The organism is Moellerella wisconsensis (assembly GCF_022592395.1).
Classification (GTDB): Bacteria; Pseudomonadota; Gammaproteobacteria; order Enterobacterales; family Enterobacteriaceae; genus Moellerella; species Moellerella wisconsensis.
Window position 1 is genome coordinate 2,156,533 of sequence record NZ_CP093242.1, and the last position, 15,485, is coordinate 2,172,017.

Annotated in this window: 15 protein-coding genes and 1 tRNA gene; 6 read left to right on the forward strand and 10 right to left on the reverse strand. The window is 37.4% G+C overall.

Features of this window, described 5'->3' with window-relative positions; all coding sequences use genetic code 11:
* Window positions 1–72 precede the first annotated feature (72 nt).
* Both MNY66_RS09540 and MNY66_RS09545 read right to left on the reverse strand, forming a co-directional pair.
* Entirely contained in the window at window positions 73–393 is a 321-nt protein-coding gene (locus MNY66_RS09540; protein ID WP_047256972.1) for a type 1 fimbrial protein, read from the reverse strand.
* 271 nt (window positions 394–664) lie between these two features.
* A complete protein-coding gene (locus MNY66_RS09545; protein WP_241500740.1) occupies window positions 665–1,024 on the reverse strand; it encodes a fimbrial protein in 360 nt (119 codons plus the stop codon).
* 1,112 nt (window positions 1,025–2,136) lie between these two features.
* Between MNY66_RS09545 and mepS the strand changes: the two genes are divergently transcribed.
* The gene (mepS, locus tag MNY66_RS09550) at window positions 2,137–2,718 is read left to right on the forward strand and encodes a bifunctional murein DD-endopeptidase/murein LD-carboxypeptidase (protein WP_047256973.1); all 582 of its coding nucleotides are present in this window, start codon (window positions 2,137–2,139) and stop codon (window positions 2,716–2,718) included.
* A gap of 315 nt (window positions 2,719–3,033) precedes the next feature.
* Here mepS and MNY66_RS09555 read toward each other — a convergent pair whose 3' ends face one another.
* The 3 genes from MNY66_RS09555 to rsuA form a co-directional block, all read right to left on the reverse strand.
* Window positions 3,034–3,375: a YejG family protein gene (locus MNY66_RS09555; protein ID WP_047256974.1), complete on the reverse strand. Its 342-nt coding sequence runs from the start codon at window positions 3,373–3,375 to the stop codon at window positions 3,034–3,036.
* A gap of 765 nt (window positions 3,376–4,140) precedes the next feature.
* A complete protein-coding gene (locus MNY66_RS09560; protein WP_047255676.1) occupies window positions 4,141–5,328 on the reverse strand; it encodes a Bcr/CflA family multidrug efflux MFS transporter in 1,188 nt (395 codons plus the stop codon).
* Between the two features lie 28 nt (window positions 5,329–5,356).
* Window positions 5,357–6,061 carry a 16S rRNA pseudouridine(516) synthase RsuA gene (gene rsuA, locus MNY66_RS09565; RefSeq protein WP_241500741.1) on the reverse strand — a complete coding sequence of 235 codons (705 nt, stop codon included), beginning with the start codon at window positions 6,059–6,061 and terminating at the stop codon, window positions 5,357–5,359.
* 250 nt (window positions 6,062–6,311) lie between these two features.
* Here rsuA and radD point away from each other — a divergent pair, with 250 nt between their 5' ends.
* Both radD and rplY read left to right on the forward strand, forming a co-directional pair.
* Entirely contained in the window at window positions 6,312–8,069 is a 1,758-nt protein-coding gene (gene radD, locus MNY66_RS09570) for a DNA repair helicase RadD (RefSeq protein ID WP_047255674.1), read from the forward strand.
* A 220-nt stretch (window positions 8,070–8,289) separates the two neighbouring features.
* Window positions 8,290–8,571, forward strand: a complete 282-nt coding sequence (gene rplY / locus MNY66_RS09575) for a 50S ribosomal protein L25 (protein WP_047255673.1) — start codon at window positions 8,290–8,292, stop codon at window positions 8,569–8,571.
* Window positions 8,572–8,675: 104 nt separating this feature from the next.
* Here rplY and yejK read toward each other — a convergent pair whose 3' ends face one another.
* Window positions 8,676–9,677 (reverse strand): nucleoid-associated protein YejK, encoded by a 1,002-nt coding sequence (yejK, locus tag MNY66_RS09580; protein WP_241500742.1) that lies wholly within the window; start codon window positions 9,675–9,677, stop codon window positions 8,676–8,678.
* A gap of 245 nt (window positions 9,678–9,922) precedes the next feature.
* Here yejK and MNY66_RS09585 point away from each other — a divergent pair, with 245 nt between their 5' ends.
* The 3 genes from MNY66_RS09585 (at window position 9,923) to MNY66_RS09595 (ending at window position 12,036) form a co-directional block, all read left to right on the forward strand.
* On the forward strand, window positions 9,923–10,150 hold the full coding sequence (locus MNY66_RS09585; RefSeq protein ID WP_047255671.1) for a YejL family protein: 228 nt from the start codon (window positions 9,923–9,925) through the stop codon (window positions 10,148–10,150).
* Window positions 10,151–10,172: 22 nt separating this feature from the next.
* A complete protein-coding gene (gene yejM / locus MNY66_RS09590) occupies window positions 10,173–11,888 on the forward strand; it encodes an LPS biosynthesis-modulating metalloenzyme YejM (protein WP_047255670.1) in 1,716 nt (571 codons plus the stop codon).
* Between the two features lie 71 nt (window positions 11,889–11,959).
* Window positions 11,960–12,036, forward strand: a tRNA-Pro gene (locus tag MNY66_RS09595).
* Between the two features lie 118 nt (window positions 12,037–12,154).
* On the opposite strand, the gene MNY66_RS09600 is transcribed toward MNY66_RS09595, so the two are convergent.
* The 4 genes from MNY66_RS09600 to lpxL form a co-directional block, all read right to left on the reverse strand.
* A complete protein-coding gene (locus tag MNY66_RS09600; RefSeq protein WP_047255669.1) occupies window positions 12,155–12,553 on the reverse strand; it encodes a subtilase family AB5 toxin binding subunit in 399 nt (132 codons plus the stop codon).
* Between the two features lie 330 nt (window positions 12,554–12,883).
* Window positions 12,884–13,096 carry a transcription antiterminator/RNA stability regulator CspE gene (gene cspE / locus MNY66_RS09605; RefSeq protein ID WP_047255668.1) on the reverse strand — a complete coding sequence of 71 codons (213 nt, stop codon included), beginning with the start codon at window positions 13,094–13,096 and terminating at the stop codon, window positions 12,884–12,886.
* A gap of 380 nt (window positions 13,097–13,476) precedes the next feature.
* Entirely contained in the window at window positions 13,477–13,971 is a 495-nt protein-coding gene (locus tag MNY66_RS09610) for a TIGR00645 family protein (RefSeq protein WP_047255667.1), read from the reverse strand.
* A 383-nt stretch (window positions 13,972–14,354) separates the two neighbouring features.
* On the reverse strand, window positions 14,355–15,287 hold the full coding sequence (gene lpxL / locus MNY66_RS09615; protein WP_047255666.1) for an LpxL/LpxP family Kdo(2)-lipid IV(A) lauroyl/palmitoleoyl acyltransferase: 933 nt from the start codon (window positions 15,285–15,287) through the stop codon (window positions 14,355–14,357).
* Window positions 15,288–15,485: the final 198 nt, after the last annotated feature.

The window sequence follows — 15,485 nt, forward strand, 5'->3', positions numbered from 1 at the left end:
AGGTCGTTTATACAATATTTATTTACTTACTTATTTACTACGGAGAGACAAAAATTTTATTTTTTGCATCTATCAAAAATATTGCACATTAATAATACCTTTGGTGCCTTGATTATCAAGCCATTGAACTTGGTATTTTCCAACGGTGGCGGGCATAAAATAATTTTTGGATTGATTTAGCCGTGAATAACTCGATAATTGCTGAGTTGATTGATAAGTTACCCCTTGGCGATAGCACTGATAATCCGCTTGTTGCTGATTTATTTCAATTGAACAACCCGCATTAACCACTCTTCCCTCAAAGTATAATCGCCCCTGTAAGGGTTTGGCTTGCCCTAATGTACAACCTAAGGCGAGAGATATAATAACCAATGCCGATAAAACCTTGCGCATGGTGACCTCACTTGGTTAGTAGGAAGAGAGTGTTATTCTTTTTCTATACCTATTTCTATCACATATCTTTGTTATATGGGCTTGTTATATAGATTAATTGTTGATTACTAAGATCAACCTCATAGTAAAGGTCTGACCAGGAAATGCATCTGTAAATTATTCTTCCTTTGATACAAATCAAAATTAACTTATTGATGTATAAGGCATACCATTATAAAAAAGCAATGAACATATAATTTTAATGTGAATAAGATCACTTCAACACATCGAATTAATTATAAATAACTGTATATATTCCCAATTTTTTCTGCGAATTAATCCACTCAAAAGAAACTTTCACTTTATTATCTAAGGTTGCAATCTTTCCGTTTTTGATGGTATTAAGTGCACTTTTCAGTCGATGCTTTTTCCCCTTACTCCCCCAACATACGGTTTCCATTGAGTTATCTACTAACTGATGCTCACACGGAGGCTCAACAATCGAGCCAATAAAAGTAATAGTGCCACTTGCCGCCGATGAGCCTTGCGCATTCGCTATATTGATATACGCGAAACTAAAAGCACAAATCAGTATCAATGCTGTGTTAAAAGCAATCATCACGCCGCGGGGGAAATACAAACAACTTGTCATAAACACTCTCAGTATTAAGGGGTTATAGCAACCAACACACCTCATTAACTAATAATTAATGCTGTTAGCTGCCATTATTGAAACCTACAGTTCCATTCACTGAGCAAATGTTATGTCATTTCACTTAAGCAAAATCACAGGTCTAGACGCCGTTTTTTATAAAAACGTTTTTTTATTTTCAACCAATAAAATAATTAAACACAACACAAAAAACCGGACAAATAAAAACAACGCAGACAAATAACCCCGTCAACCAAACCAACCAAGGTGTTTTGCTTCAGGGTATTTTATAAGTATCTGCCCGGTAAATTTTATTTTATAGACGGTTTACATTAATTAATTTTATTGATTTGTTTGATTCAGAGAACTAACAGTATTAGTCCCCCGTGATAAATATAAAATAGCGGCATATAAAAGGTAGACTCCATTCCGCCTTAATCAGCGTAAATGAAATCATTCTATCAATTAGTCATCTAACTCTCTTATGATGAGCTAACGTAAATGAATATAATTCAACGAGATAATGAGCTTGCAGAGTTATGTGATCCAGATCTAGTTTTGTACTAAAACTGACTAAATAAGATTGATTTATAGGGCTAGTATTATAAAAATATCCCTATGATGAGTTTAATAACGCAATAAATATAATGTTTTGTAAATTCTGCCTTATCTAACTCGCCATTTTAGTTTTCTTTATGTATGCTGCTAAAGGTTAGACTGCGTAGATAGGTTAATTATTTATTCAATTAACCAAAAACAGAATAAAAAGCCTGCATCAACACAGACTAAGTAATAATACAATATGCGATTTTTGGCATTTCTACATAACCTAAAATTAGCATCTAAAAATTAGTGTCTAAAAATTAGTGTTTAGATTAGTGTCTAAAATTTGATGTAAGTATTAATTATTATATTGACCAAAAGAGTGATAAAAATAAGCATAAAAGTTTTTATCATCTCAATAGTGTGCAGACAACATTAGCAATAAAACATTTCTTATGAAAGATACACTGTAGTTAATCTATAATGCATTTTTCACAAGGATCAGTTAAAAAGACTGCATGTGACATAAACAGCACAGTGCATAAGAATGGCATGGGATATTAATCATAATGGTAACCAACAAATTTAAACACTATATCTTGCGGCTTATCCCCGCTATCACTATTGCCGTCACTTTATCAGCGTGTACTTCTCCCAATTCAAATCAAACACATCAACGTACTACTAAATCTGATAGCCGCATGCTTAATAGCACTATGGGCGATTCACTCAGCTTAGCCTCACAAGATGAATTCGAAAATCTAGTACGCAATGTCGATGTTAAATCAAAATTGATGGCTCAATATGCTAACTGGAAAGGCGTATCTTACCGCCTCGGTGGCACTAACCGCAGTGGCATTGATTGTTCAGCTTTTGTTCAAAGAACTTTCCAAGAACAATTTGGTATGGATTTGCCTCGCTCCACCTCCGAACAACAAAATATTGGCATGAGCGTTAAACGTAATAATTTACGTCCAGGCGATTTAGTTCTGTTCAAAACTGGCCGTACCATGCGCCATGTCGGTATTTATGTCGGTGACAACCAATTTGTTCATGCTTCCACTAGCAGCGGTGTTATCGTCTCTAAAATGGACAATAGCTACTGGAGTAAGCGTCTTTATGCCAGCAGACGAGTTATCGACCCCTCTTAAGTTGAACCGTTCGATAGAAAATACCGACTAAATTAGAGACATAAAACAACGAATTAATGAGCTACCGGTCAAACAATAAAATAAAAATATAGACCATAAAAAACGCGTCCCGATAATCTATTAGGACGCGCTTTCTCTTATCAAAATGCTATAACCAAGCTATTAATCAAATTATTAGTTGAATTATCAATTAAATTATCAAGCAACCTATTAATAAAACTATCAATTAGTGGTGAGTTCGTATTTATCAATCATTATTTATGAACCCATATTATTATTAACTAACTGTAGGCTAATGGCGGCTTAAATCTAAGCTTAAAATGGATAGAATGCCGTTACTGATTCCGCGACAGCCATACCAAATGCCTTGAAGCGACACATTGCTGCTTGCTCATCAGTAGCACGAATAAATAAACACAATTCACCCTGCCAATCTAGAGTTACACTATCAATCTGCATGTCAGACAAAATATCAGCAAGCTGTTTTAAGGCTACCGTATCCGTTTCACAGTCATGACTAAGAAGTTTCAAACCTACCAGCTTATTGCTGTCAGCCGTATTCACTGGAATAGCTTCTAGTGAGCTACCCACCTTCCCCGACAACCAGCGATAACTTTGCGGCAGTCGATGCACTACCGAAAGTCCAATATTTTCCACGTAACATTCCTATGGTGAACATTCAATAAAAACTCGACCAAACCGAATCAGCCGAGTCAAAATTAAGTAACAATAATGTTAAATCATTAAGCTAAATATAACACTAAACAAAAGACCTGTCGTTAATATTTAGTGATACAGATCACTGTTCGATACTTCACACTCTTTTTAAACTTAAATTTCAAATATTTTACTTCATTTTTTAAACAGGATATTTAACTCTTATTTACATATTTTATTTATTCAACCAAAAACAATTAACGACTAAAAATAAAAAATAATAAAAAACAACAAGTTAACTTATTTTAATGAGAATCATCAGTTTAATTTACTTTTACCGGCAGTCAATTTAACAAAAAAAGTACATTTTTGTCTTGACCTGTATCAAGCACCTGATTTTATTTTACTATCACTGAGTTATTAATCGTTTTATTCGAGGTATTTTATAGCTATTATCGATGAATTATACAATGAGCTGTCCTGACATAACGGCAATACAATCAGCCGATCATCAAACATAAAACTTATGTTTAAATAATAGGTATTACTGAATGGGCGTTAAAAGATGCAACAATATATAAACACGAAGAAAGGCTAGCAATAGCGGCTAAAAAAGCGAAGACATTCAGATAACTACAAATATTAAAGGAAAAAATTAGCCACACAAAGCTAAGCTAATAGTTATTAAGTAGGAAATAATTAAATTAATAATCTCATCCTTGAGATCACTCAATAAAAATATAAAAATGCTTAATTATAGTATAGCTAGTCTTTTATGCGCTTCGCAAGCATCACGAACAGCATGGCAAAAAAGACACAGCCCGCCATAGAGCCGACCATCGGCCAAGCACTCTGTGAAGGGAACAACGACAGCATTGACCCCACGAATGCACCAATACTAAAACGGATCGTGCCAGACAAAGATGATACGGTTCCGGCAATATGCGGATAATTATCCAGAATAACCGCCATCGCATTCGAGGTTATCATAGCAATGCCACTGACATAAATTGCCACACCTAGCACTAAAGACCAAAAGCCGAATCCTAACGCGGTACTTAGCAACAGCCAAATACCCATAATGAACTGTACGGTTACCCCAAAATGCAACATTTTCATCGCACCAAAACGCCTGACATAACGGCTATTAATCGTAGTCATCACAAAAAGAAATATGATGTTAAGACCAAAATAATAACCAAAATCCTGAGGTGAAACACCATTCAAATCAATATAAACAAAAGAACCCGCATTTAAAAATGAGAACATTCCAGCAAAAGAAAAGCCACTGGCAAGAATATAAAAGAATACTCGCTTTGCTCTAAATAAGGTCACAAATTGGCGCAAGGTAGTCGCCAAATGAAAAGGTTGTCGCCGTTCCACTGGCAGCGTTTCTTTAATAAAGAAAGTGACTAAAATAACTGCGATCACCGCCGCAAAAGAGATACTCCAAAAAATTGAATGCCATGAGAACCAAATCATCAGCATACCGCCCAAAATCGGTGCTAATAATGGTGCAACCGTCATCACTAAAGTCACAAAGGACATTCCCCTAGCGAACTCATCACGGCTAAACATATCTCTCATTAAGGCATTAATGACCACACTAGCTGCTGCAGCCGCAAAACCGTGAATAAAACGGAAATTAATAAACCAATTAATTGATTCCACTAAAGCACAGGCGGCAGATGCTAAAGCAAAAATAATTACTCCAGCTAGAATTACCGGCTTACGGCCAATGCTATCTGCCATTGGACCATAAAATAGTTGTCCAATAGCAAAACCCATAATATAGCTATTCAGCGTCATCTGGACTTGGCCATCATCGACACCAAAATACTGGGCAATCGTTGGGAAACTCGGTAAGTACATATCAATCGCTAAAGGCATTAGCATTGATATCAATCCCAAGATTAAAATAAGTCCTAAATAGGACGAACGTTGCTGTTGCACGCCGATAACTCCTAAAAAAAGCAATGACCTAACTTGGTATATGAATACTGTTTATTTCATCTTCAGTCAGTGGCCGATATTCACCGGGAGCGAGCTCATCATCCAGCATAATACTGCCAATTCGTTCGCGATGCAGACCAACAACATGGTTGCCGACGGCAGCAAACATACGTTTAACTTGATGATAGCGCCCTTCACTGATAGTCAAACGTACTCGCGTTGGTTCAAGGATCTCTAATATTGCCGGACGTGTAGGCTGCTTTTCACCGTTAAGCATCACGCCCTCGGCAAATTTATTCGCTACGTTATCCGCGATCGGCGAATCTAAACTCACTAAGTAGGTTTTTTCACAATGATGTTTTGGCGCGGTAATACGATGAGACCATTGACCATCGTCAGTTAATAGCACTAATCCGGTGGTATCCATATCTAAACGCCCCGCAGAATGCAGTTTTTCTGCCATCGGTTCGTCAATAAAATACAAGATAGTCGGATGCGTAGGATCATCTGTAGAACAAATATATCCCTCAGGTTTGTGTAGCATATAATAACGAGGGCCAATAATTTGCTTAAGGATATTGCCTTCGTATGCTACAACTTCTTCAGGCGATAGTTTATAAGAAGCTGATTTGATGACTTTATCATCAACAGTTACCCGGCCTGCTCGGAATTCACGCGTAATTAAATTACGACTGATCCCCAGCTGCTGGCACAAAAATTTATCCAGTCGCATAGTTACTCTTAAAATTGATGGCATGTCAGCTGAGCAAATAAGCGGCTCATGCTGTCAGAATTGAAGGTTGAATTGCTGTGATTGTTATCACACAAATGATTATAACAACAACCTAACTCAAGTGATAGCATGTAACACAATCGAGACAATCACTCGGTTGATTAAATAAGACTAAACCAGCCAAACATTATAAAAAATGTTATCCTACAGCACGATTATTCTGCGCTACTTTACTCTTTATTCGAAAAATATGTCTTTTACCTTACGCCCTTACCAGCAAGATGCGGTCAATGCTACCGTACAATATTTCCGTCAACATCATCAGCCTGCAGTCATTGTTCTGCCCACTGGTGCCGGAAAAAGTTTAGTCATTGCCGAACTGGCTCGCCTAGCTCATGGCCGCGTGTTGGTCCTAGCCCATGTTAAAGAATTAGTTGAACAAAACCATGCTAAATATTGCGCTTATGGTCAGGATGCTGATATTTTTGCCGCGGGATTGGCTCGAAAAGAGGCTCAAGGAAAAGTAATTTTTGGCAGTGTACAATCTGTAGCGCGGAATTTATCGCAGTTCGATAGTGCATTTTCTCTAATTATCATTGACGAGTGTCACCGGATAAGCCTCAATGATAACAGCCAATATCAGCAAATTATTCAGCAGCTAAAACAACGTAATCCTAAACTGAAAATTCTTGGATTAACCGCAACGCCCTATCGCTTAGGCACGGGCTGGATTTATCGCTACCATTATCATGGCATGGTCAAAGGAGATGAACGCTGCTTTTTCGACCAATGCATTTATGAATTACCGCTGCATTATATGATAAAACATCATTTTTTAGTGCCGCCAGAACGGCTCGATATGCCGGTGTTACAGTACGACTTTAGTCAGGTGAGCATCAGCAGCAGTGGTATTTTTAATGAAACTGAACTCAACCGTGAAGTCACCAAGCAACGACGAATTACACCACAAATTATCGCGCAAATTATTCAATATGCACAGTCGCGTCGGGGTTGTATGATTTTCGCCTCGACCGTGGAGCATGCAAAAGAGATCCTCGGTTATTTACCACCTCAGAGTGCCGCCTTAGTAAGTGCCGAGACCCCAGCGGCAGAACGCCAAACGATAATTCAACAGTTTAAACAGCAGCAACTGCATTATTTGGTTAATGTTTCGGTACTCACTACCGGATTTGATGCCCCGCATGTCGATGTAATTGCCATCTTGCGCCCTACCGAATCTGTTAGTTTATATCAGCAGATTGTGGGTCGCGGCCTGCGTTTATTTCCAGAGAAAAAATCGTGCCTCATTTTAGATTATGCCGGTAACCCACATGATCTATTTAATCCCGAAGTTGGCAGCCCAAAACCTAATTCACGTAGCGTTCCTGTGCAAGTTTTCTGCCCACTGTGTCAGTTTGCGAATACATTTTGGGGACTGACGACCGAAGACGGACACATTATTGAGCATTATGGCCGCCGATGCCAAGGCTGGGAGCTTGATGAACAACATAAAAAACAGCAATGCGAATTCCGCTTTCGCTTTAAACAATGCCCCTACTGCGGTGAAGAAAACGATATTGCCGCACGGCGCTGTCACCAATGTGATGCTATATTGTCCGATCCGGACGATATGTTAAAAGCCGCGTTAAAACTCAAAGATGCGCTAATATTACGCTGTGGCGGTATGCAATTAACTGGCGGCGAAGATGCCAAAGGAGAATGGCTAAAAATCACCTATTATGATGAAGATGGGAGCGATGTTTCTGAACGCTTTCGTTTAAAGACCCCCGCTCAACGTAAGGCATTTGAATATCATTTTTTACGTTTCCATCAACGGGCGCCCGCTACACCATTTGTCTGGCAACACGCTGAGGATATTATTCGTCAACAAATTTTACTGCGCTATCCCGATTTTATCGTCGCCCGTAAAAAAGATAATTTTTGGCAAATTAGAGAAAAAATATTTGATTATCAAGGTCGTTATCGCTTAGCGGACAGCTTGTATTAAAGGCAAATTTCTTCATCAATACCGAGTGATTTCAGCCGCCACCAACACGTGCTTTGAATAATAAACTGTAATTGTCATTGCCGCGCTGGCGCTTTTTCGTTAAAATGCCGCCGCCTGAGTGATTTTTCGCGTTGTGCGAACGCTTAGCCAAATCTCGAACCTGCTGCTGGGTCGCCTGTAGCAGGATTTTTTATTTTTCTTTTCTTTACGAGAAAAAATAATGTTAACTATTAATGCAAATTTACGTACAGAGCAGGGTAAGGGTGCGAGCCGCCGCCTGCGCAGAGCCAACAAGTTCCCAGCTATCGTGTATGGTGGTAACCAGGAGCCAGTTGCTATTGAACTGTTCCATGATGACGTTATCAACCAAGAGCCAAAAGCAGAATTTTACGAAGTTCTGACTCTGGTTATCGATGGTAAAGAAACTAAAGTTAAAGTGCAGGCTATTCAACGTCACCCGTTTAAGCCTAAACTAACGCACATTGACTTCCTGCGCGCTTAATTAGCCACATAAGCCGAGCTTGAAAAATTTCGGGACGCCGAGTAAATAACGCCGCTTTTGCGGCGTTATTTATTTATAGGAGCAAATAATATTCAACTAACTTATTATTTACCGCTGCGGCGCTGTAATTGCTCACGCAGATTCGGTGGTGTACCTTTAATTGTCAGCGTGTCTGTCGCAGGATCCCAAAAAATACGTTCCCCGAGCAACATTGCATCAAAATTCAATGTCATTCCGCCTCCACTGCCTGAAAACTTAGTCAGCTGTTTTAAGGTACTGCGATCTGCTGGGAAACTCTCTTCTAACTGATAATCATTTTGCTGCGTAAAATCAGAAAAAGTTTGATCGCCGATCGGTGGTAATTCTTGTGACAAATCATTTAGCGTAATTTCTTCGCCGGATTGTAATTGCTCATTGCAATAACTGTATACTTGCTGACGATAAGCCAAACTTTCATTCTTATTCAATTCAGCCGATTCACAGTAATCATCTAGCGCTTGCACTAATCCTTTATTTTGAACTTTGGCATTCATACCTTCACTAGCCGCCAAAAAATCCATAAAGAAATCTGAAACTTTACGCCCTACTCGCCCTTTTAAAAAAGACAAATAGCGGGTTGAGTTCGGGTTGGTTTCCCATTCAGTTAAATCAATACGTGCAACAATATCCGCATGTGGAATATCTAAATAATGTGTGGTGCCTAAATCTAAAGTATCAGTAACAAACATACTATCGCAGCTATTCAATACTGAAATTAATAAATATTCGACCGCTAAATAACGATACTGGCAAAACAACACAATTCCGCCTTCAGCAAAAGGGTATTTCGCTAGCTCATCTTTTAATCTCACCGTAGCAGCACGACTAAACCCCAAAAAATCCTCGTCACCTTTACGTAAATGAGTTAATGCTTCCGATAGCTCACTGTCTTGATTAAACGAACCAAAGGCTTTACTTTTGGCACTATAAACACGGTGTAATTCAGCCATCATCTCACGCACAACCTCAGTTGTTGGCAGCAAAGAATCACGCAACATCACTTCCAGCGTTTGTTCATCGCGTTTTATGAGCTGGTGTAAGGCGATACTTGTGATATCTAAACTCATTGTATGCTCCTCATGGATAGCAGAATAAAAAATATCGGCTATTCAAACATTGTTACCTTGACGGTGCAACTAAAACGCCAAATCAATAGTTATTTTCTCGTATAATTTATGGAACTATTAGTAAGGCTAATTATCTTAATAACTATTATTATGAATTAACACTAAAAAACTTTACAGAATTGCAGAAAATCATCCAACTATCGGCTATTATAGAGTGCTTTTATTCATTTAGGATGTTGAAATTTATGCCACAGTCATCTCGCTATACTGATGAACAAGTAGAAAAATTATTAGCTGAACTGGTCAGTGTACTGGAAAAAAATCGGACTCCGGTTGATCTTTCCCTGATGGTTTTAGGTAATATGGTCACTAATTTACTCAATACGTCAGTTGCACCCGCTCAGCGAAGTATGATCGCCGAGTCGTTTGCACACGCGTTACTTTCTTCTGTCAAAGAAGACCAATCTCACTAATTCAATTAATGATACGGACAGTATGGTGACACATCAGCGCTACCGTGACAAAGTCTCCCAGATGATCAGCTGGGGGCACTGGTTTGCACTATTTAATATTTTACTTAGCCTCGTGTTGAGTAGCCGCTATCTGTTCTTGTTTGACTGGCCCGGTACCCTTACCGGGCGTATCTATGCTATCGTCAGCTGGTTAGGGCATTTTAGTTTTGTGGTCTTTGCCGCCTATTTATTAATTATTTTTCCGCTGACATTTATTGTCGTTTCCCAGCGATTACTGCGATTTTTGTGTGTTGCCTTAGCAACAGCAGGCACCACCCTTTTGATTTTTGATATTCAAGTATTTAGTCAACTTGGGCTACATTTGACCCCCCAAGTCTGGGATTTAGTGATCAATCCTGAACAGAGTGAAATGGCTAGAGAATGGCAACTGATGTTTATCAGTGTCCCAATTATTTTCCTGGTGCAAATGCTGTTTGCCACTTGGAGTTGGCAAAAATTACGCAGTCTTAATCGACAAAAATTTGCAAAACCGGTCGCAGGAATTTTTATAACTGCTTTTGTACTGTCACATTTAATGTATATTTGGGCTGATGCTAACTTCTATCGCCCTATTACCATGCAGCGTTATAATTACCCATTATCCTATCCGATGACTGCTCGTAAGCTATTAGATCGCTATGGCCTGCTGAATTTAACTGAATATCAACAGCGCCTGTTCTTACAAGGCAGCCCGACAGCTCAGCATTTGCAATACCCCTTAAAGCCATTAAAATATCAAGACCAAGGGCAAGGCTATAACTTATTATTGCTGGTTGCTGACAATTTGGGCTCAGCTACGGAGCAACAACAGATGCCAGCACTGCAAGCGTTTAAAAATATTAGCGTCCAATTTAATCAGCATTACAGCAGTGGAATTAAAAATGATACCGCGCTCTTTGGCTTATTTTACGGGATTTCTGCCAGTTATTTCGACAATATTCTTAATGGGCGTCATGCTTCTGCTCTATTTGAAGCGTTAGAGCATCAAGGCTATCAATTTGGTTTATTCTCTACCGATGGCTTTACTTCGCCGCTCTTTAGGCAAGCCATTTTGGCAGATTATTCACTCTCGCCAAGAACCACAGACAGCGATCCAAAAACTATTCTTGAATGGCAAAATTGGCTGAATAACCTACAAAGCAATGCGCCTTGGTTCTCCTATTTAAATATCAAAGGCGATAATCGTGCCCAGAGCGATAATGAAATCCAACAAATTATCACGACATTGCAGCAACATGACAGTTTGAAAAATACTATTGTCATTATTACGGCTAATTATAACCATCAATTAAATGAACAAGCTGATCACTGGTTCATCAATAAAAAATTCAATCGCCAGCAAATGCAGGTTCCACTGTGGATCTACTGGCCTGAGACACCGGCGCAGCAGTTAAATAAACTGACTGGACATCAAGATATTATGGCCACCTTGATGCAGCGTTTATTGCATGTCACCAATAATCCTGATGACTATACACAAGGTGAGGATTTATTTACCGCCACTCGCCAACGTCCTTGGTTAATCACCGGTGATAATAATGACATTATCGTCACCAGCGAAAATGAAACATTATTTATGCACAATAATGGTCAATTTAATCTTTATGACGCAGAAGGTAATGAACTAAAAGATGAAAAACCTAACTTGGCTGAACTATTAAAAATCTTATCTGAAATAAAACGTTTTAATGATAACTAACGCTTAAAATTCAATCACTCGCCTCAACGACTCTTGATTTTAAGACAAAAATAGGTAGTATAATTACTGTTCGGCATGTAGCGCAGCTTGGTAGCGCACCGTCATGGGGTGTCGGGGGTCGTAGGTTCAAATCCTATCATGCCGACCAAAATTCCCTAAGAAAACCAACCTGTTACGGTTGGTTTTTTTATGTGGTGAATTTACTTGGTGTAAAACTGGTGTAACTTTGGTGTAAAACCACCTGCCAATTTGCGGCAAATCAATACCTAACGCTGAGTTGGTCCCATACAATAATCGCCGTGACAACTAGCAAATCCAGCAATTGCCTTATTAGAAAATGTACGACTAAACTGATAATGCATCCATACATTAGGCTGATAATATAATCTCAGCTTTTTACCACTAGTATAGTAATAATAAGCTTGCTGAAAAAATTGATCGTAAGAATTAGCCCAAGACGATTTATTAGATACCGCACAAGCGACCACTTCCCCACCATTATTTATTGCCTTAACACAAAAATAGCGCCCACCGTCGATTTCTCCCGAACTAAAATCCACTAACGTGACATTAGAGTAATATTCAATATTAGAGCTAAATGTATCTGTAGCGAATGCTGTGGAACTTAATAAAAATAAGGAAATGAATAAATTGCGAAATAACATATCGTACCTTTAGATTTAAAAAATAAAACGTCTTGTAAATTTGGATATACAAGTCAATTAATAAAAACTTGATGTTTAATTAACATAAAAATAATGATTTCTCGATAAAAATATATTGAGGAGGCTTTTAATAAGAATATTTTGCACGAAATTAATAACAAAATTAACCATTAGGATCAAAAAATAGACTTAGTATATAAACATCATTTTTGTCGCGATATGATTTCTGAGATATATAACGTAAAAAACCCCGCATAAGCGAGGTTTTAAGATTCTTTGTATTTATTTAAATAAACAATAAAGTTTATTTATCAAAATAACAATTAGGTCTTACAGTGCAACTACGTTAGCAGCTGCTGGGCCTTTAGCACCATCTTCGATAGTGAAAGATACTTCTTGGCCTTCATCTAAGCTTTTGAAATCAGTACCTTGGATTGCAGAGTAATGGACGAATACGTCTTTGCTGCCATCTTTTGGAGAAATGAAACCGAAGCCTTTATCATTGTTAAACCATTTTACTAAACCAGTCATTGTATTAGACATTTGAAATCCTTTAAATTTTAGAGTTGCCATAAGGCAGATTAAGGTTTGTTTAAATTCGTACGTACTTATGGGAACTAATTAGAAGGAATTCGCAATGAAGGGGTATCTTGGATAACACTAAATGGTGAACTGCTTTAAACTTGCTTATCATAAATGGGTCTGTACTTTCAAACCGATGACGCTATTTACTCATATTCCTCTGTGCATAGCAACCTTTATTTGCATGTTATTTTTTATAGCCTGTAGCACCATATTATAAAAACCATTAAAAATCAAATAATTACATTGCATTCTTAGACATATAAAAAGTAAAATAGCAGCAATAAATCTTACTTTATTACTGCTATCAATACATATTTAGGCCAAATGATTTATCCAATTTAATATTTTTTCTTGGTCACTTGATCTAAATATCCCATAACAAATGCTGAAAGAACAAATGTTAAGTGGATAATGACATACCACATAAGTTTATTGTCCGGCACATTTTGTGAATTCATAAATATGCGTAACAAATGAATTGATGAAATAGCTACAATTGACGCTGCCACTTTATTTTTTAATGAATTCGAGTCCATGGTTCCTAACCACCCCAGTTTTTCTTTGCCTTCAGCTATATCTAACTGGGAAACAAAGTTTTCATAACCAGAGAACATTACCATGACCAATAATCCACCAACTAACGCCATATCAATCAAAGATAATAAGATCAAAATGAGATCGGATTCAGCGATAGAAAATATATTAGGTAATACATGAATGATCTCTTGAAAGAATTTAATCGTTAATGCGGCTAATGCCAACGATAAGCCAATGTATATTGGGGCAATTAACCAACGCGAGGCATACATTAAATTTTCAATAAAACGTTCCATAGACACCTGCTTATTATTTAAGATTGAACATCGTGGCTTATAGTGATAACTATGACTAATAATAGTAACTTTTCATGCAAATTCAATCACTCAAGATAAATCCGTAAGGCTGCTTTATTAAATGGGAAAATAAATATACAAGCAACATATTTATACTAACCAGTTATCATGATTAACAATTAAGATCAAATGCTCTATTTGCAGGTAGCAAGAAATATTTTTTCGCGCATTGATCAATAAAATAAGGAAGTACTTAAAAAATAAAGTGAGGCGGGTGTATACATGCAGAAAACTTGATGTATATTTCATCAATTCATGAATAATGCGCTAAGTTTAAAATATTACTAAGCGCATACTTATAACTCAATTATATTTATAATACGTTATTTCTTTTCATAAAAAGAAGGTTCACCTTTGGGACGCGTTTTAAATCGACGGTGAGCCCATAAATACTGCTCTGGTGCTCTCATTATTTCATTTTCAATAATATGATTAATATATTCAGCGTCATGTTGCTTATCGCCAGTCGGATAATTGTCTAATTCAGGACCGATGATCATTTCATAAGGTTTACCATTTTTATTATTTCTAATTAAAACCATCGTTAATACCACGGAATTAGATAACTGAGCAATCATCGCGGTTCCTTTCGATGTCGAGGTATTTTCCACCGTAAAAAATGGTGCAAACAAAGTTCCTTTAGTGCCTAAATCCTGATCAGGTGCAAACCAAATGGCTTTACCACTTTTTAACTCATCGATCATGAATTTTAAATTTCTTCTATCAATCATACCTTTGTTCGATCTAGTCCGCCCTTTTGTCTGGATATATTCCATAACTTTATTATTATGTGGTCGATACATTGCATTAATTGGATAACAGGTTCCCATAATCCGCCCACCAAGTTCAATCGACATAAAATGTACCCCGACAACCATAACGCCACGCTGTTTATTCATCGCATTAGTAAAATGCTCACCACCGGTCATAGTAAATATTTTTTTTATCCGGCGATCACTCCAGAACCATGCCATTCCTGTTTCAAATAATGCAATTCCGAGAGAATAGAAATTATTTTTTACCATTTGTTCTATTTCGGACGCGGATTTATCTGGAAAGCATAATTGAAGATTTCTCTCAACTATTTTGGCTCGTCTTTTTAAGATGAGTCTTGATAAGTTACCTAAGCTACCACCAATCATGACAATCCAAGTATAAGGTAATTGAACTAACAAATATAAGACACCCACACCAAACCAAGTTAATGCATATTTTGGATGTAAATATTTATATTTAAAAACATTTTCAGAATACACTAATCGCCCTTATCTTAAATATTAAATTTATTACCGGATAAATTAAAGAATTTGCTACATTGATTATAACTCAATAAAAACCTTCGAATATCTTATCATTTTATCGTAGATTAGGCATGGGAAATTAAGAATCTAATTGAATAACTAATCACCAGAAAATCATCCATCTCATTTAGCTTATTGATTAATAATTATTTT

Bases quoted from the DNA above. Each gene is read 5' to 3' on its own strand.
- MNY66_RS09540 (WP_047256972.1), bottom strand. From the start codon at position 393: ATGCGCAAGGTTTTATCGGCATTGGTTATTATATCTCTCGCCTTAGGT.
- MNY66_RS09545 (WP_241500740.1), bottom strand. From the start codon at position 1,024: ATGACAAGTTGTTTGTATTTCCCCCGCGGCGTGATGATTGCTTTTAAC.
- mepS (WP_047256973.1), top strand. From the start codon at position 2,137: ATGGTAACCAACAAATTTAAACACTATATCTTGCGGCTTATCCCCGCT.
- rsuA (WP_241500741.1), bottom strand. From the start codon at position 6,061: ATGCGACTGGATAAATTTTTGTGCCAGCAGCTGGGGATCAGTCGTAAT.
- radD (WP_047255674.1), top strand. From the start codon at position 6,312: ATGTCTTTTACCTTACGCCCTTACCAGCAAGATGCGGTCAATGCTACC.
- rplY (WP_047255673.1), top strand. From the start codon at position 8,290: ATGTTAACTATTAATGCAAATTTACGTACAGAGCAGGGTAAGGGTGCG.
- yejK (WP_241500742.1), bottom strand. From the start codon at position 9,677: ATGAGTTTAGATATCACAAGTATCGCCTTACACCAGCTCATAAAACGC.
- MNY66_RS09585 (WP_047255671.1), top strand. From the start codon at position 9,923: ATGCCACAGTCATCTCGCTATACTGATGAACAAGTAGAAAAATTATTA.
- yejM (WP_047255670.1), top strand. From the start codon at position 10,173: ATGGTGACACATCAGCGCTACCGTGACAAAGTCTCCCAGATGATCAGC.
- MNY66_RS09600 (WP_047255669.1), bottom strand. From the start codon at position 12,553: ATGTTATTTCGCAATTTATTCATTTCCTTATTTTTATTAAGTTCCACA.
- cspE (WP_047255668.1), bottom strand. From the start codon at position 13,096: ATGTCTAATACAATGACTGGTTTAGTAAAATGGTTTAACAATGATAAA.
- MNY66_RS09610 (WP_047255667.1), bottom strand. From the start codon at position 13,971: ATGGAACGTTTTATTGAAAATTTAATGTATGCCTCGCGTTGGTTAATT.